This window comes from Streptomyces sp. NPDC002232 (assembly GCF_042890295.1).
Classification (GTDB): Bacteria; Actinomycetota; Actinomycetes; order Streptomycetales; family Streptomycetaceae; genus Streptomyces.
Genome location: NZ_JBIARV010000008.1, coordinates 1 through 16,667 on the forward strand (window position 1 = coordinate 1; position 16,667 = coordinate 16,667).

The 16,667-nt window shown below is 72.5% G+C and carries 16 protein-coding genes; 13 read left to right on the top strand and 3 right to left on the bottom strand.

The genetic code is table 11. From position 1 onward, the window contains the following. Positions 1-106: 106 nt before the first annotated feature. The 8 genes from ACFYXU_RS33855 (at position 107) to ACFYXU_RS33890 (ending at position 6,940) form a co-directional block, all read left to right on the top strand. A complete protein-coding gene (locus tag ACFYXU_RS33855) occupies positions 107-754 on the top strand; it encodes an HAD family hydrolase (protein ID WP_389461462.1) in 648 nt (215 codons plus the stop codon). 43 nt (positions 755-797) lie between these two features. After that, the gene (locus tag ACFYXU_RS33860; RefSeq protein WP_376516577.1) at positions 798-2,000 is read left to right on the top strand and encodes an MFS transporter; all 1,203 of its coding nucleotides are present in this window, start codon (positions 798-800) and stop codon (positions 1,998-2,000) included. After that, entirely contained in the window at positions 1,969-3,144 is a 1,176-nt protein-coding gene (locus ACFYXU_RS33865) for an acetoin utilization protein AcuC (protein WP_389461464.1), read from the top strand. Before ACFYXU_RS33860 ends, ACFYXU_RS33865 begins: the two co-directional genes overlap by 32 nt. Positions 3,145-3,257: 113 nt before the next feature. Then, the gene (locus ACFYXU_RS33870; RefSeq protein ID WP_389461466.1) at positions 3,258-4,073 is read left to right on the top strand and encodes a phosphatase; all 816 of its coding nucleotides are present in this window, start codon (positions 3,258-3,260) and stop codon (positions 4,071-4,073) included. A gap of 127 nt (positions 4,074-4,200) precedes the next feature. Next, the gene (locus ACFYXU_RS33875; protein WP_015034391.1) at positions 4,201-4,410 is read left to right on the top strand and encodes a helix-turn-helix domain-containing protein; all 210 of its coding nucleotides are present in this window, start codon (positions 4,201-4,203) and stop codon (positions 4,408-4,410) included. A 162-nt stretch (positions 4,411-4,572) separates the two neighbouring features. After that, the gene (locus ACFYXU_RS33880) at positions 4,573-4,671 is read left to right on the top strand and encodes a 30S ribosomal protein bS22 (protein ID WP_003948845.1); all 99 of its coding nucleotides are present in this window, start codon (positions 4,573-4,575) and stop codon (positions 4,669-4,671) included. Between the two features lie 136 nt (positions 4,672-4,807). Then, complete coding sequence (locus tag ACFYXU_RS33885) at positions 4,808-5,866, top strand: NAD-dependent epimerase/dehydratase family protein (RefSeq protein WP_389408900.1); 1,059 nt, start codon at positions 4,808-4,810, stop codon at positions 5,864-5,866. 15 nt (positions 5,867-5,881) lie between these two features. Next, a complete protein-coding gene (locus tag ACFYXU_RS33890) occupies positions 5,882-6,940 on the top strand; it encodes a lysophospholipid acyltransferase family protein (RefSeq protein WP_376516585.1) in 1,059 nt (352 codons plus the stop codon). 84 nt (positions 6,941-7,024) lie between these two features. On the opposite strand, the gene ACFYXU_RS33895 is transcribed toward ACFYXU_RS33890, so the two are convergent. The 3 genes from ACFYXU_RS33895 to ACFYXU_RS33905 form a co-directional block, all read right to left on the bottom strand. Continuing rightward, positions 7,025-8,275 carry a DUF5667 domain-containing protein gene (locus ACFYXU_RS33895; protein WP_389461468.1) on the bottom strand — a complete coding sequence of 417 codons (1,251 nt, stop codon included), beginning with the start codon at positions 8,273-8,275 and terminating at the stop codon, positions 7,025-7,027. Positions 8,276-8,573: 298 nt separating this feature from the next. Next, entirely contained in the window at positions 8,574-9,365 is a 792-nt protein-coding gene (locus ACFYXU_RS33900) for an ECF subfamily RNA polymerase sigma factor, BldN family (protein ID WP_329857936.1), read from the bottom strand. Positions 9,366-9,803: 438 nt separating this feature from the next. Continuing rightward, positions 9,804-10,751 carry an HAD family hydrolase gene (locus tag ACFYXU_RS33905; RefSeq protein WP_376516589.1) on the bottom strand — a complete coding sequence of 316 codons (948 nt, stop codon included), beginning with the start codon at positions 10,749-10,751 and terminating at the stop codon, positions 9,804-9,806. Between the two features lie 93 nt (positions 10,752-10,844). Between ACFYXU_RS33905 and ACFYXU_RS33910 the strand changes: the two genes are divergently transcribed. From ACFYXU_RS33910 to ACFYXU_RS33930, 5 genes are all read left to right on the top strand, one after another. Beyond that, on the top strand, positions 10,845-11,123 hold the full coding sequence (locus ACFYXU_RS33910) for a glutaredoxin family protein (RefSeq protein WP_329857933.1): 279 nt from the start codon (positions 10,845-10,847) through the stop codon (positions 11,121-11,123). 272 nt (positions 11,124-11,395) lie between these two features. Further along, positions 11,396-12,193: a redox-sensing transcriptional repressor Rex gene (locus ACFYXU_RS33915; protein WP_361394369.1), complete on the top strand. Its 798-nt coding sequence runs from the start codon at positions 11,396-11,398 to the stop codon at positions 12,191-12,193. Next, positions 12,190-13,545, top strand: a complete 1,356-nt coding sequence (locus ACFYXU_RS33920; protein WP_329857930.1) for a glutamyl-tRNA reductase — start codon at positions 12,190-12,192, stop codon at positions 13,543-13,545. The genes ACFYXU_RS33915 and ACFYXU_RS33920 overlap by 4 nt, the downstream gene beginning before the upstream one ends. Then, positions 13,542-14,528, top strand: a complete 987-nt coding sequence (hemC, locus tag ACFYXU_RS33925) for a hydroxymethylbilane synthase (protein ID WP_376516593.1) — start codon at positions 13,542-13,544, stop codon at positions 14,526-14,528. Before ACFYXU_RS33920 ends, hemC begins: the two co-directional genes overlap by 4 nt. After that, positions 14,525-16,195, top strand: a complete 1,671-nt coding sequence (locus ACFYXU_RS33930; protein WP_376516596.1) for a uroporphyrinogen-III synthase — start codon at positions 14,525-14,527, stop codon at positions 16,193-16,195. The genes hemC and ACFYXU_RS33930 overlap by 4 nt, the downstream gene beginning before the upstream one ends. Positions 16,196-16,667 lie beyond the last annotated feature (472 nt).

Sequence of the window (16,667 nt, forward strand, 5' to 3'; positions counted from 1 at the left end):
GCAGGGGGGACCCTGTGGGAGAGTAGGACGCCGCCGAACAATTTTTAGCCTCAACCCCTGGACCTTGTCCGGGGGTTGAGGCATTTTTGCGTTCTAGGCTGTGGTCATGCGATACGACCTGGTCATCTTCGACAACGACGGGGTGCTCGTCGACAGCGAGCCGATTTCCAACACCCTGCTGGCCGGCTATCTGACGGAGCTCGGGCACCCCACCACGTACGAGGAGTCCGTGCGCGACTACATGGGTTCGGCCATGCACACCATCCATGAGCGTGTCGAGGAGCGGAGCGGGCAGAAGCTGCCCGCGGACTTCGACGACGTCTTCCACTCCCGTGTGTTCGCCGCCTTCCAGGCCGAGTTGGAGCCCGTGGCCGGGGCCGGAGACGTCCTCAAGGGGCTTGCCGCGGCCGGCGTCCCGTACTGCGTGGCCTCCTCCGGCAGCCACGAGCGCATCAGGGTCGGTCACCGGAAGACCGGGCTCGACGTCTGGTTCACGGACGCGACCATCTTCAGCGCCGAGGACGTCGGCCGGGGCAAGCCGGCGCCCGACCTCTTCCTCCACGCCGCCGAGCGGATGGGGGTCGCGCCCGAGCGGTGTGTGGTGGTCGAGGACAGCGGGCCCGGGGTGCAGGCCGCCCTGGCCGCCGGGATGGACGTCTACGGGTTCACCGCCATGACCCCGGAGGCCAAGCTCACGGGGGCCAAGGGCTTCTTCGACAGGATGGATGGGCTTCCCGCGATTTTGGGGACGTGATCCATCTACCCAGCGGTAGTTTCCGGCCGTACGCTGTGCCGCCATGACGGATGCGCGTGTGCGGCGTGGGCGGGGAGCCCTGGCGGTCAGCTTCTTCGTGCAGGGGGTCACCTTCGCCCTGCTCGTGACCCGAATACCAGCGATCCAGGACCAGTACGGGATCTCGGACGGGCTGCTGCCGGCCTTCCTGGCGGCCGTCCCGATCCTGGCCGGTGTGGCGAGTGTGGTGACCGAGAAGGTCGTCGCGAGGGTCGGGCCCGCGGTGGTACTGCGGTGGGCGCAGCCCTTCGTGCTGCTGGCCCTCCTCGCGGTGGGCCTGGGGTCCGAGCTGTGGCACGCGGCGGTCGCCCTGGGGCTCTTCGGGCTGGCCGTGGGCGCCCTGGACGCCTCGATGAACATGCTGGGCGTCAGCCTCCAGCGGGCGTACGGGCGGAGCATCATGCTCGGCTTCCACGCCGCGTACAGCCTCGGCGGGATCGCGGGGGCGTCGCTGGCCTGGGTGGGGGCCCACTGGCACCTGTCGCTGTTCGTCTCGTACCTGCCGGTGGTGGCCGTGCTGCTGCCCGTAGTGCTCGTCGGCAGCCGGTGGTACGTGGGCGGCGGGGAGCCGGCGGTCGACGGGGCGGAGGCGGGCGGTCGGGGGAACGGTGTCGTCTTCAAGCTGCTGCTGCCGCTCTGCCTCGTGATGACCTTCGCGTACATCGGGGACTCGACGGTCTCCAACTGGAGTGCCAAGTACCTCCAGGACGTGCTCGGCAGCTCCGAGGAGCTGGCGACGGTGCCGTACAACGCGTACATGGTGACGACGCTGCTCGGGCGGGCCGTCGGGGACTTCGGGGTGCGGCGCTTCGGGGCCGTCCTGGTGGTGCGCGCGGGTGCCGTGCTCGCCGGGCTCGGGTTCGCGGTGGTCGCGGTGGCCCCGGGGTCCTGGGCAGGGATCGCCGGGTTCACGGTGCTGGGGCTCGGGCTGAGCGTGATCGTGCCGCAGACCTTCGCCGCGGCCGGGCGGCTGTTCCCGGGGGCCAGTGACGCGGCGGTGGCGCGGCTGAACGTCTTCAACTACGTCGGGTTCCTCGTGGGATCCCCGCTCGTGGGGGCGCTCGGGGACGCGTGGAGCTACCGGGGGGCGATGCTGGTGCCGATGGTGCTGGTGCTCGTCACGGTGGTGTACGCCACGTCGTTCGGCTCGCGCGAGGCCCGATACGGTGGCGGGCATGAGCGGCCGCGCACTGTTGATGTGGGATGAAGCTGTCACGCAGTACGACTTCGGGTCCGAGCATCCGATGGATCCGGTCCGGCTCGCGCTGACGATGTCGCTGGTGCGGGCCTACGGGCTCGACCGGGCGGTGAATGTGGTGGCTGCGAAGCCGGCCGGGGAGTCGACGCTTCGGCTCGTGCACCGTGAGGACTACGTCGCTGCGGTGCGGGCGGCCTCGGCCGATCCCCGGCACGCGGACCAGGCGTACGGGCTGGGCACGGTCGACGATCCGGCTTTCTCCGGGATGCACGAGGTGTCGGCGCTGATCGCCGGGCAGTCGGTGGGCGCGGCCGAGGCGGTCTGGCGCGGGGAGGCCGCGCACGCGGTGAACTTCGCCGGGGGGCTGCACCACGCCATGCCGGGGGCCGCCTCGGGCTTCTGCATCTACAACGACGCGTCGCTGGCGATCGCCCGGCTGCTCGAACTGGGCGCGGAGCGGGTCGCGTACGTGGACGTGGACGTGCACCACGGCGACGGGGTGCAGGCGGCGTTCTGGGAGGACCCGCGGGTGCTGACGGTCTCCCTGCACGAGCATCCGCGGACGCTGTTCCCGCAGACCGGCTGGCCGGAGGAGACGGGTGCCCCGGGCCCCGGGGAGGGCGGGGCCGTGAACGTGGCGCTGCCGGCCGGGACGGGGGACGCGGGGTGGCTGCGGGCCTTCCACGCGGTGGTGCCGGAGCTCCTGGCGGACTTCCGTCCGCAGGTGCTGGTGACGCAGCACGGGGCGGACACGCACTTCGAGGATCCGCTGGCGCACCTGGCGGTGTCGCTGGACGCGCAGCGGGCGGTGCAGGAGGCCTGTCACGAGCTCGCGCACGAGCACGCGGAGGGGCGCTGGGTGGCGCTCGGCGGCGGCGGGTACGCGGTGGTCGACGTCGTACCGCGGTCGTGGACGCATCTGGTGGGGATCGCGGCGCACGCCCCGGTGGATCCGGCGTCGGTGATCCCGGAGTCCTGGCGGGACGAGGTGTACGCGCGGACCCGGCAGCGGGGGCCGGCGCGGATGACGGACGGGCGGTGGCCGGTGGGCTTCCGCGACTGGGCCGGGGGGTACGACCCGGCGGACCGGCTCGACCAGGCGGTGCTGGCGACCCGGAAGGCGGCGTTTCCGCTGCGGGGGCTGCTGGCCTAGTCCCGGGGCCTCGGCCTGCCCGCGCTGGAACGTTTTCCCGGGTGTTACGCCGACGGTGGGGTGTCCGGGGGGTTTGGATCCCGGGGTGGGGGCGTTCCGGCAGCATCGGGTGGGTGTGGAGTACCGGGGCGCTGCGGGCGCATCTGTTGGCGGCGGGGTTGGCGGGCACGGTGGCGACCTCGCGGGAGGAGAACCTGCGGAGCTACCGGCTCTTCGCCGCGCGTGATCCGAGGGTGCTGCTGGGGCTCGACCCCGCCTGGGGGTGGGACGAGGCCGGTCTGCTGCGGCTGATGGCCGACAAGTGCGGGGTGTCGGGGGATCCGGGGCACCGGTCGGGGGCGGACGTCATCGATCCGGAGCGCACGGTGCGGGGGCTCGACGCCTTCGCGGCGCGCCTGGGCGCGGCGGCGGCGCGGCGGGTCCCGGTGCTCCTGGGGACGGGTCATCCGCACCGTCTCCTCGGTTTCTACGCCGCTCTCGCAGACGCGTTGTCGTCGGCGGGATGTCTTGTCCTCACACCGGCGCAGGGGCGATGTGTCGACATAACGACCCGGTTCGGCGTACGTACGTACCTCCTCGACTACGTACGGGGGGTCGCGCTGGTACGGGAGCCCGGGCCGTCCGGCGGGGGGCGTGTGCCGGGGGCGCACTGCCATTCGCCGCTGCCGGTCAGGGCCGCCCTGGAGAGCGCGGCGGACGGCGGCGGGCCGCTGCCGGAGCTCGTGGTGGGGGACCACGGATGGGTCTGCGGGGCAGGTCAGCTGGGTATCGAGGCCATCGGTCTGGCCGATACGGACGATCCGGCGCTGTTCGTCGGTGAGGCGGAGGGGCAGGTGTCGGTGGCCGTTCCGCTCGATGACGGCGTGCGCTCCGCCTCGTACCTCCCGCTGACGCGCTATGTACTCAATCGAGCGCGTCTGTCACGGTAAACGGCCGATGGCAGCTCCTCTTCCCCACTCGTACCACCCGCCCCTAGTCTGGAGAGTGAGCGCTCGGCGACGAAGAGTCACCGGAGGGGAAGCCGGTGGGCGTCGCGGCGGAAGGTACAGGTGGGTCATGGCTGCTGGCGAACGACCTCTCAACGAGGTCAAGTTTCTGACCGTGGCGGAAGTCGCCTCGGTGATGCGCGTCTCGAAGATGACCGTGTACCGCTTGGTGCACAGCGGTCATCTGCCGGCGATCCGGGTGGGCAGGTCCTTCCGGGTGCCGGAACAGGCGGTTCACGAGTACCTGCGGGAGTCCTTCGTGGGGGTGGGGACCGCGTAGAGAGCGCCCGGCCGTCGGGCCGGGAGCCCTGAACCGCCCTCGGAGTACGAGCCCGGTCCTCGGGACGGTAGGCTAGGCCGACGTAGGTCGTGTGGGCCCAGACGCCCCGCACCGATCCCCGCCGGGAGGCGGGGATGTTCCGAGAAGTGAGCGAGGGTAGTCGTGGGCTCTGTTATCAAGAAGCGGCGCAAGCGGATGGCGAAGAAGAAGCACCGCAAGCTGCTCAAGCGCACGCGCGTTCAGCGTCGCAACAAGAAGTAAGGCGACAGCTGCTCCGCAGCGTTTCGCGTCAAGCGTGGCCCTTCACCGTTCGCGGTGGAGGGCCACGCTTTTATCCCGCGGAAATCTCGAGGCGCTACGGTGGCGACCAACGGAAGACGGACGGAAGGCGCTGATCTTGGGCAGGGTCGTGCTCGTCACCGGTGCCGCCCGGCATCTCGGGGGCCGCTTCGTGCGGCGGATCCAGCGGGACCCGGAAGTGGAGCGGGTGGTCGCCGTGGACGCGATCGACCCCGCGCACCAGTTGGGCGCCGCCGAGTTCGTACGGGCGGACATCCGCCGGCCCGAGATCGCCAAGGTCCTCGCCGAGCACGACGTCGACACGGTGGTCCATCTGGACGTCACCGGTACGGCGCTCGGCGGCGGCGGGCGGACCTCGGTCAAGGAGACCAACGTCATCGGCACCATGCAGCTGCTGGGTGCCTGTCAGAAGTCGCCGCGCATCAGGCGGCTGGTCATCAAGTCCAGTACGAGCGTCTACGGGGCCGCGCCCCGGGACCCGGCCGTCTTCACCGAGACGACCGCCGCGAAGTCCCTGCCGAGCGGCGGCTTCGCCAAGGACGCCGTCGAGGTCGAGGGCTACGTCCGGGGTTTCGCCCGGCGCCGGCCGGACGTCGCGGTGTGCGTGCTGCGGTTCGCGAACATCCTCGGGCCCCGGATCGACTCGCCGCTCGCCGAGTACCTGGCGCTGCCGGTGCTGCCGACCGTCCTCGGCTACGACCCCCGGCTCCAGTTCGTCCACGAGGACGACGTCGTCGACGTCCTGCGCCTGGGGGCGCACGAGCCCCGCAGGGCGACCCAGAACAGCGGCACCTTCAACGTGGCCGGGGACGGCGTCCTGCTGCTGTCCCAGTGCGCGCGGCGCCTCGGGCGGCCGACGGTGCCGGTGCTGCTGCCCGCGGTCACCTGGGTGGGCACGGCGCTGCGCACGGTCGGGATCACCGACTTCGCGCCCGAGCAGATCCGGCTCCTCACGCACGGCCGGGTCGTCTCGACGGTCCAGACCCGGGAGGTCCTCGGCTTCTCCCCGCGCTACTCGACGGCGGAGGCGCTCGCCGACTTCGCGCGCGGCCGGGGGCCGGGACTGCTGCCGCCCGAGCTGCTCGCCGGGGCGGTGGACCGGCTCGCCGGGCGGCTGGGCACCACTGACGCTTCCACCCTTCACCACGGCGCCTGAGGAGACCCGACTGCGATGGCGGACGCCAAGGTCATTCCGTTCGACGACGACCGCTCACGGGCCCGGCGGCGGCCCGCCAGGGCCGAGGGCGAGGCGGCGGCCGTACGGGCCCTGCCGGGGGCCGAGGAGGTCCCGGGGGAGCCCGCGGAGCCGGCGGCCGTGCCACGGCCCCCCGTGCCCGCCGGGGCGGCTCCCGGGCCCGGCCCCGGGGCGGAGCCGGCCGGGGGTGGCCGGGGTGGCTGGGAGCGGCGGCTCGCGGGCGGGCTCGCGTTCCTGCGGCGGCGGGTCACCGGGGAGTACGAGGTCGACGAGTTCGGCTACGACGAGGAGCTCACCGACCAGGTCCTGATGTCGCTGCTGCGCCCGCTGTACGAGAAGTACTTCCGGGTGGAGGTGAAGGGCGTCGAGAACATCCCGGCCGAGGGCGGGGCGCTGATCGTCGCCAACCACTCCGGGACGCTGCCGCTGGACGGGCTGATGATGCAGGTCGCCGTCCACGACAACCATCCGGCCGGACGGCATCTGCGGCTGCTCGCGGCGGACCTCGTCTTCGTGCTGCCGGTCGTCAACGAGCTGGCCCGCAAGGCGGGACACACCCTGGCCTGCGCCGAGGACGCGGAGCGGCTGCTGCGCGCGGGCGAGATCGTCGGCGTGATGCCGGAGGGCTTCAAGGGGATCGGGAAGCCCTTCGGGGAGCGGTACAAGCTCCAGCGGTTCGGTCGGGGCGGCTTCGTCTCGACGGCGCTGCGGGCCGGGGTGCCGATCGTGCCCTGCTCGATCGTGGGCGCGGAGGAGATATACCCGATGCTCGGGAACGCCAAGACCCTGGCACGGGTCCTGGGCTTCCCCTACTTCCCGCTCACGCCGACCTTCCCCTGGCTGGGGCCGCTCGGCGCGGTGCCGCTGCCGACGAAGTGGACGATCCAGTTCGGCGAGCCGATCCCGACGGACTCGTACGCGCCGGAGGCGGCGGAGGACCCGATGCTGATGTTCAACCTGACGGACCAGGTGCGGGAGCAGATCCAGCACACGCTCTACAAGCTGCTGGTGCAGCGGCGCTCGGTGTTCTTCTGACCCGGAGAGACCCAGGCAGACCCCGACAGACCCCGGCAGGAAGGAAGGGGCGCCCCCCGTCCGTGGGGGCGCCCCTTCTCCGTGTCAGCGAGCGTCCTCGCTGTCGATGCCGAGGCCCGGAAGCAGGCCCGGCAGGAGTGGCGGCAGGGTCACGTCCGGCACGTCGGGGGTCGGGTGACCCTCGGTGGGTGCCGCCGGCGTGCCCGTCGGGGAGGGCTTGAGCAGTCCGCCGGCGCTGCCGCCGAGCAGGCCGTCGTCCTCCGGCGCGTCCGTGCCGCCGCCCGTGCTCGGGGTGGTTCCCGTGCTGGGCCCGGACGAGTGCGGCGGGGCCGAGTGGCTGCCCGGGGCGGAGGACTGCGGGCCGGTGTGGGGGTGCTGGGTGCCCGCGCCCGGGGTGCTGCTTCCCGGGGTGCGGGGCCCGCCGCTCGGGCCCGTGGAGCCGACCGCGCCCTTCTGGGGGGTGCGGGGCAGCATCGACTGGAGCGGCTGGACCTCTTCGTCTATGGCGTCGAAGACGTCCGTCACCTCGCTGCCGACGTCCGCCAGCTGGACGGGGAGCCGGTCGCGCAGGCCGTTCCAGGTGTCCCGGTGGGCCTGGGCGAAGGAGTTGAGCCGGGCCATCGGGCCGATCTCGCCGTCCCGCTCATAGGCCGCGTGGAGCAGCCGGTGGCCCTCGGCGGCGTCGTGCGTGACCCCGCTCAGGACGCGCCGGATCTCGGCGAGGGACTCGTGGTCGAGCTCCCCGAAGCGGCCGCGCTCCATGAGTCTGCGGGCCTCGCTGAGGCGGGTGGAGGCCTGGTCGAGGTAGATGCCGCCGCGGTCCGCGTCGTCGTCCGCCATGCCCAGCTTGATGTCCTCCATGCCCCGCTTGAGCCCGTAGAGGGAGTCACCGGGGAGGGCGTCGGAGCTGGCCGCGGCCACCCCGCCGAAGGCGCCCGCCGCGACGCCGACCGTGAGGCCGCCGGCGGCGAGGCCCTTGGTCCAGCGGGACCTCGGGCGCAGTTTCCGGAGGGGGGACGCCCGGTGGGCGCCCTTCCCGGAGGACGTCCGCTGCTCCGGGACCGAAGGGCCCGCGCCGGCGCCCCCTTCCATGAGCATCGCTTCCATGGCGGCGACGAGCTGCGCTCGCTGCACCACCTTGACCTCGGGGTCGAGCTGTGGCTTCGGCAGCTCGCCCAGGCCGTTCGCCAAGGCCAACAGCTGTCCGTGTCCGGCGGGTTCGGCCGGTTCCGCCGGGGCCTCGGGCTGATCGGCCGCCGCGTCCTCGGACGCCCGGTCCTCCAGGGCCTGGGCGAAGGCGTTCGCCCGCCGGTGCGCCGATACGTTCGCGATCACTGGCGGCACCTCCTCTCGTCATGACGGTCGACTCCCCGGGGTGTCCGGAAGGTTGCACACCTTGAGCACATCCACTCGAAGGAGTGAGTGGCTGCGGACGTGGCGTGACCAGAGGGAGCCTGCATCCCGCACAACGAGCGGCGCGGCACTTGGGTTACGCGCGAAAGATGATCGGACCAGTGCGTCATCGGAGCGTCACCGACTGTGAGTTGGGCAGGGGTCGTGGGGATGTGGGGGGAGGTGGGTGCGTGGGGGCGCGGACCGGGGTGGGGGAGCGCGTGTGGGGGGCGCGGAACGGTCAGCGGGCGTCGTCCGGGAGGAGGCGGGCGAGGGTGCGGACGGCCCGGTACTGGAGGGTCTTGATCGCCCCCTCGTTCTTGCCCATGACCCGGGCGGTCTCGGCGACCGAGAGGCCCTGGAGGAAGCGCAGGGTCACGCACTCCTGCTGCTGGGGGTTGAGGCGGCGGACCGCGTCGAGGAGCGCCGCGTTCGACAGGGACTCCAGGACGGAGTCCTCGGGGCTGCGCTCGACCTCGTTGGCGTCGAGCATCTCGCCGGTGGTGACCTCGAGGCGGAAACGGCTGGACTTGAAGTGGTCCGCGACCAGGTTCCGCGCGATGGTGACCAGCCAGGCGCCGAAGTCGCGGCCCTGCCAGGTGAAGGTGGAGATCCGGCGCAGGGCGCGCAGGAACGTCTCGCTGGTGAGGTCCTCCGCCGTCGCCTTCCCGCCGACGCGGTAGTAGATGTAGCGGTAGACCGTGTCGCTGTACTGGTCGTACAGGCGGCCGAAGGCCTCGGCCTCGCCCGCCTGGGCGCGCTCGACCAGGTCCATCATGCGGGCGCTGTCGCTGTCGGCCGTGGGGCGGCGGGCGGTCGTCGAGGTTCCGGAGCCGGAGCGGGCGCCCCGTCTGCTCACGGCGGCGCCGCCCTCGGCCAGGGCGTAGCAAGGACCGGCGGGTGCCGGTGCGGCGAAGGCGAAGGCGGGGACAGGGCCGGCGTACGCGGTGGGGACGAAGCCGCGCAAGTGGTCGAGGACCGTTGCGCGCAGCGTAGCCAGGCCCGAGGCGTCAACCCCGACGTGTGGGTACACGGGACTCCCAGAGGCAGAGCTTCCATCACGTGCAGTGCGGGACCGTTCACCCGTCGTGGCGACGTGAGGGGTCCTTTGTGCGTTTGAGGAGAATAACGCTTCGTACAGGCAGCGCTACACCCAGTTGCTCAAATCACCGGTTACGACGTATCTGTTACTGCTTGTAGTCGCATCAAGGCACAGTTTGTGACCGGTCTTTGATCACTTTGCTTCCGAGTGTGACTGCGCGAGCGATGCGTTGTGCTCAAGTGCGGGACCGGTGAGTGATCGGGGCCGCTGCGGGGTAAGGAGCCCGGAATGCCCGGGAGTCGACGTGTGCGGTGCTGTTCGACCACGGACGGCTGAGCGCGGCTGGTCCGGGGTTGTCGCAGTCGATCGCAGCCGAAACGTATCGCCAGGCCGGCGGCGTGCCGGAGCGCGGGAGCTCCGGGCGGTGCGTCAGTGGCGGCGGCGGTGCAGGGCGACCGCGGCGGCGGTGCCGCCGGCCAGCGCGCCCAGGCCCGCGGCGGCGGGGATGCCGACCTTGGCGGCCTTGCGGCCGGTCCGGTAGTCGCGCAGCCGCCAGTCCCGGTCCTTCGCGTGCTTGCGGAGCTTGGCGTCCGGGTTGATCGCGTACGGGTGGCCCACCAGCGACAGCATCGGGATGTCGTTGTGCGAGTCGCTGTACGCCGCGCAGCGGCCCAGGTCGAGCCCCTCGGCGGCGGCGAGGGCCCGCACCGCCTCGGCCTTGGCCGGTCCGTGCAGGGGCTCGCCTACCAGCCGGCCCGTGTAGACGCCGTCGACCGACTCGGCGACCGTGCCGAGCGCGCCGGTCAGTCCCAGGCGGCGGGCGATGATCGTGGCGGTCTCGACCGGGGCCGCGGTGACCAGCCAGACCTTCTGGCCGGCGTCCAGGTGCGCCTGGGCGAGGCCCCGGGTGCCGGGCCAGATGCGGTCGGCCATGTACTCGTCGTAGATCTCCTCGCCGATCGACATCAGCTCGGCGACCCGGTGGCCCTTCACGATGGACAGGGCGCTGTCGCGGGCGTCCTGCATGTGCTCGGGGTCCTCGACGCCGGCGAGCCGGAACCAGGCCTGCTGCCAGGCGAAGCGCGCGAGTTCGCGGCGCTGGAAGAACTTCCGCTTGTACAGGCCGCGACCGAAGTGGAAGATCGCGGCGCCCTGCATCACGGTGTTGTCGAGGTCGAAGAAGGCGGCCGCCCGGACGTCGCCGACGACCGGGAACTCCGGCTCGGCCGGCTCCGTCTCCGCGGCGGCGGACTCCTCGCGCTCCTGTTCCAGCTGGAGCGAGGACTTGCGTGCCGCCTCGGCGGCGGCCTCGCCTGCCAGGACGCTGCGCGCGGTGGCGGAGCGCCTACGGGGGGTGAGCCATCCCAGAGCGGCCATGCCGTTGAGCATAGCCAGTCTGTTCGGTACTTCCCGACTTGTGGGGATGCCGTGGTGTGAACAGTGGGGTACTCCACTGTTACCGGCGTCAGAATGGACGCCATGTTCGGACGTACGAAGAAGAAGGACGCCGCGTCGCGCACGGTGACGCTGATCGGCAAGCCCGGATGCCATCTCTGCGACGACGCCCGCGCGGTGGTCGAGGCCGTGTGCGCGGAGACCGGAGCATCCTGGGAGGAGAAGGACATCACCCGGGACGAGGAGCTCCACCGGGCCTACTGGGAACAGATCCCCGTGGTCCTGATCGACGGCGAACAGCACACCTTCTGGCGTGTCGACGCCGAGCGGCTCCGGCGCGAACTGGGTGCCTGACCGGAAGGCGGCTACCATCATGGACGTTTTGTTGGGTTTCGGGGGCGGCATCGTGAGGAGAGTGTGCGGCTTTGCCCCCTTCGGGTTCTCAACGCACTGAAGCGCTCCGCGGTTCCGCGACGATACGAACCGGCCGCGTGACCCCGGTCACTTTGGGCGGACAAAACGGACACCATCTTTGTGCACGCGTTCACAAAGACATAGCCTGCATTCGACGGGGCGGTCTTGTGACACACGGCCGCCTACAGCCCCGCTCATCCCGCAGGAGCACCGTGGCAACTGGCCGAACTCACCGACCGGCGACCCGTAGCCGAGGAATTCCCGAGGCCACCGTCGCCCGGCTTCCGCTGTATCTGCGCGCACTCACCGCGCTCTCGGAGCGCTCCGTACCCACGGTCTCCTCCGAGGAGCTCGCGGCCGCGGCGGGGGTCAACTCCGCGAAGCTGCGCAAGGACTTCAGCTACCTCGGCTCGTACGGCACCCGCGGTGTCGGCTACGACGTCGAGTACCTCGTCTACCAGATCTCCCGTGAGCTGGGGCTCACCCAGGACTGGCCCGTCGTCATCGTCGGCATCGGAAACCTGGGCGCCGCCCTCGCGGGCTACGGCGGCTTCGCCTCCCGCGGCTTCCGCGTCGCCGCGCTCATCGACGCCGACCCCGCCATGACCGGCAAGCCGGTCGCCGGGATCCCCGTCCAACACAGCGACGACCTCGAGAAGATCATCGACGAGGACGGCGTCTCCATCGGCGTCATCGCGACCCCGGCCGGCGTCGCCCAGCAGGTCTGCGACCGGCTCGTCGCCGCCGGAGTCACCTCCATCCTGAACTTCGCCCCGACCGTCCTCTCCGTCCCCGACGGCGTGGACGTCCGCAAGGTCGACCTCTCCATCGAGCTCCAGATCCTCGCCTTCCACGAGCAGCGCAAGGCCGGCGAGGAGACGAACGCCGAGGACGCCCCCGACGCGGGCGCCGACACCTCCGCCGTCGCACCCCCGGCCCCCCGCGGCGCCGCGGGCGGCACCGGCCGCAAGGGACCCGACGGGGACGTCCCCGCGGTGATGCCGGCATGAGCCTCCTCGTCGTCGGACTGAGCCACCGCAGCGCCCCCGTCTCCATCCTGGAGCGGGCCTCGCTGCCGGCGGACACCCAGGCCAAGCTCCTCCAGGACACCCTCGCCGCCGAACCGGCCGCCGAGGCCACCGTCCTGGCCACCTGCAACCGCATCGAGCTCTACGCCGACGTGGACAAGTTCCACGCCGGCGTCGCCGAGCTGTCCACGCTGCTCGCGCAGCACAGCGGCGTCGGCCTCGACGAGCTCACCCCCTATCTCTACGTGCACTACGAGGACCGGGCCGTCCACCACCTCTTCTCGGTGGCCTGCGGTCTCGACTCCATGGTCGTCGGCGAGGGCCAGATCCTCGGCCAGATCAAGGACACCCTCGCCCTCGGCCAGGAGCTCCACACCGCCGGGCGGCTCCTCAACGACCTCTTCCAGCAGGCCCTGAGGGTCGGCAAGCGCGCCCACAGCGAGACCGGGATCGACCGGGCCGGGCAGTCCCTCGTCACCTTCGGCCTGGAGCAGCTCGCCCAGGACACGGACGTCGAGACCTGGGCCAAGGGCAAGCGCGCCCTCGTCATCGGCGCCGGCTCGATGTCCTCCCTGGCCGCCGCAACGCTCGCGCGCTCCGGCGTCTCCGAGATCGTCATCGCCAACCGCACCCTCACCCGCGCCGAGCGCCTCGCACAGATCCTGGGCGAGGCCGGCGGAACGGGCGTGGCCGCACGCGCGGCCGAGATGGTTGCCGTCGGCGACGAACTGACACGTGCCGACATCGTCGTCTCCTGCACCGGCGCCACCGGACTCGTCCTCACCGGCGACGCCGTCGAGGACGCCACCCGCGGCCGCCGCACCCCGCTCTTCCTCCTCGACCTCGCCATGCCCCGCGACATCGACGCCGCCGCCCACCGGATCCCCGGTGTCCGGCTCGTCGACATCGAGTCGCTCGCCGAGGCCTCCGCCGACGCTCCCATGGCCGCCGACGTCGACCAGGTCCGGGGCATCGTCTCCGACGAGGTCGCCGCCTTCGGCGCCGCCCAGCGCGCCGCCCACATCACCCCGACCGTCGTCGCCCTGCGCACGATGGCCGCCGAAGTGGTCGCCGGCGAGGTCGCCCGGCTCGAAGGCCGCCTCCCCGGCCTCGACGACAAGCAGCGCGCCGAGATCACCCAGACCGTGCGCCGCGTGGTCGACAAGCTCCTGCACGCGCCGACCGTGCGGGTCAAGCAGCTGGCCAGCGAGCCCGGCGGCGCCGGGTACGCGGACGCGCTGCGGACACTCTTCGACCTCGACCCGGAGACGGTGGCTGCCGTCAGCCGGGCCGACCTGAATGACGCCGACGTCAAGAACCGAGGGCGAGTATGACCGAGAGGGCACTGAGGCTCGGGACCAGGCGCAGCAAGCTCGCCATGGCCCAGTCCGGGCACGTGGCCGACGCCGTCCGGCGGCAGACCGGCCGGCCCGTCGAGCTCGTGGAGATCACGACGTACGGGGACACCTCCCGGGAGCACCTGGCGCAGATCGGCGGCACCGGCGTCTTCGTCGCCGCCCTCCGCGACGCGCTGCTCGCCGGCGAGGTCGACTTCGCCGTCCACTCCCTGAAGGACCTGCCGACCGCACAGCACCCCGACCTGGTGCTGGCCGCGATCCCGCGCCGCGAGGACCCGCGCGACGTCCTGATCGCGGGCGAGGGCGTCACGCTGGACACGCTGCCCGAGGGCGCGCGTGTCGGCACCGGCTCCCCGCGCCGGATGGCCCAGCTCCACGCCCACGCGCGGAGCCACGGCCTGCACCTCACCTGCGTCCCCATCCGCGGCAACGTCGACACCCGCGTCGGCTTCGTCCGCAAGGGCGAGCTGGACGCGGTCGTCCTGGCCGCGGCCGGACTCAACCGCATCGGCGGCAAGGACGAGCTCCTCGGCGGCCTGTCCGCCGAGGAGCTGGCCGTCGACACCGTCCTGCCCGCCCCCGGCCAGGGGGCCCTGGCCGTCGAATGCCTGGCGTCGAACACCGAACTCGTCGCCGCGCTCGCGCCGCTCGACGACCCGCACACGCGGGCCGCCGTGACCGCCGAGCGATCCCTGCTCGCCGCCCTGGAGGCCGGCTGCTCCGCACCCGTGGGTGCGCTCGCCGACCTGCTGGCCGACGACCCCGGTCACGGGCAGGTTGTCACCGAAATGCGCCTGCGCGGCGTCGTCGGCACCACCGACGGCTCGACGCTGGTGCAGCTGTCCACCACCGGACCCGTACCCACCTCGCACGACGAGGCCCTGGCGCTCGGACGCGAACTCGCGGACGAGATGCTCGCCAAGGGTGCGGCCGGTCTTATGGGGGAGCGAGCACTTTGAGCCCCACCAGCCCGACCACCAGCCCCCTGTCCCCGGTCTTCGCGGGCCACGGGCACGTCACGTTCCTCGGCGCAGGCCCGGGCGACCCCGGACTCCTGACCCTCAGGGCCGTCGAGGCCCTCGCGGGGGCGGACGTCCTGATCGCCGAGCCGGAAGTGCTCGACGTCGTTCGTGGCCATGCGCGCGCGGGGGTGAGCACGCCTGAGCTGACGGTTGTTGACGAGGCGTCAACAACCGCCGGAGTCCCCGTGTTGAGGGATGCGGCCAATCTTGTCATGGAGGCCGCGAGGGGCGGCAGGCGGGTCGTCCGTGCGGTGACGGGCGACCCCGGACTCGACGGGAACGCGGGAGCCGAGATGCTCGCCTGCGCCGCAGAGGGCATCCCCTTCGAGGTCGTCCCCGGTGTCGCCACCGCCGTCGGCGTGCCCGCGTACGCCGGTGTGCCGCTGCGCGACGCACAGGGCACCGACGTGCGCTTCGTCGACGCGCGCACCGCCGACGAGCGGTGCTGGGCCGAGGTCGGTGCCTCCGACGGCACCGTCGTCGTCTCCGCGTCCCTGGACTCGGTCGCCGCGGCGGCCGGTGAGCTGGTGGCGGCTGGCCGTAAGCCGGACACCCCGCTCACCGTGACCGTCGCCGGTACGACGACGCGCCAGCGCACCTGGAACGCGACGCTCGGCACCATCGCCCAGGTCTTCAAGCAGGGCAAGGTCCTCCCCTCGCCCGAGGGCCACCGGCCGGTCATAGCCGTGGTCGGCGAGCGCAGCGCCCCGGCGCAGCGGGACCAGCTGTCGTGGTTCGAGTCCAAGCCGCTCTTCGGGTGGCGGGTCCTCGTGCCGCGCACCAAGGAGCAGGCCGCGTCGCTCTCCGACCAGCTGCGCTCGTACGGCGCGGTGCCGCACGAGGTGCCGACCATCGCCGTCGAGCCGCCGCGGACCCCGCAGCAGATGGAGCGGGCGGTCAAGGGGCTCGTCACCGGACGGTACGAGTGGATCGCCTTCACCTCCGTGAACGCGGTCAAGGCCGTACGCGAGAAGTTCGAGGAGTACGGGCTCGACGCCCGCGCCTTCGCCGGGATCAAGGTCGCGGCGGTCGGCGAGCAGACCGCCGCGGCGCTGGTCGACTTCGGCGTGAAGCCCGACCTGGTGCCCAGCGGCGAGCAGTCCGCCGCCGGACTCCTGGAGGACTGGCCGCCCTACGACCCGGTCTTCGACCCGATCGACCGCGTCTTCCTGCCGCGCGCCGACATCGCGACCGAGACGCTGGTCGCGGGCCTCATCGAGCTCGGGTGGGAGGTCGACGACGTCACCGCCTACCGGACCGTACGGGCCTCGCCGCCGCCGGCGGACACCCGGGAGGCGATCAAGGGCGGCGGCTTCGACGCGGTGCTCTTCACGTCCTCGTCGACGGTGCGGAACCTGGTCGGCATCGCCGGCAAGCCGCACAACGTGACCGTGATCGCCTGCATCGGTCCCGCCACGGCCAAGACGGCCGAGGAGCACGGGCTCCGGGTCGACGTGCTCTCGCCCGAGCCGTCGGTCCACAAGCTCGCCGAGGCACTGGCGGACTTCGGGCTGCGGCGCCGGGAGTCGGCGCTGGAGGCGGGGGATCCGGTGACGCGGCCGAGTGAGCGGCGGCCGGGGGCGCGGCGGCGTCGTACGACGTAGCGGTTCGGTCTCTCCTCGCGCGGGGCGCGGGCCCGTCTTCACGGACGGGGCCGCGCCCTGCGGGCGTCGCGGGCCTGCGCGCCGCCGGTTGTGGGCCCGCGCCCGGTGCCCGTGGGGGCCCGCCGCTGTGGGCCCGCGCCCGCTGCCGGTCGGGGTCTTCGCCCCGCGCGCGTCGTGGGCGCCTCGCCCACGCCCGTGTGGGGCCGTCGCCCACGCCCGTGTGGGCAATCGTCCCGCTGGGGCGGGACGGGTGGGCACACGGGACGGCGCCCCTTAGCGGCGCCTCCGCGTTCTGTGCCCTGGCCCGCACCACCTGGTGCTGCACCTGTCGGTGCGGGTCCAGGTCCAGGAGCCTCTGGCGCCGGCAGGGCGCTGGTCCGTTGTGCCCACCCGTTCCGCCCCTTGCGGAACGCCTGCCCACAACGGCGGGGCGCGGGCCCACAGCGGGGCGGGGCGCTGGCCCACAGCGGGG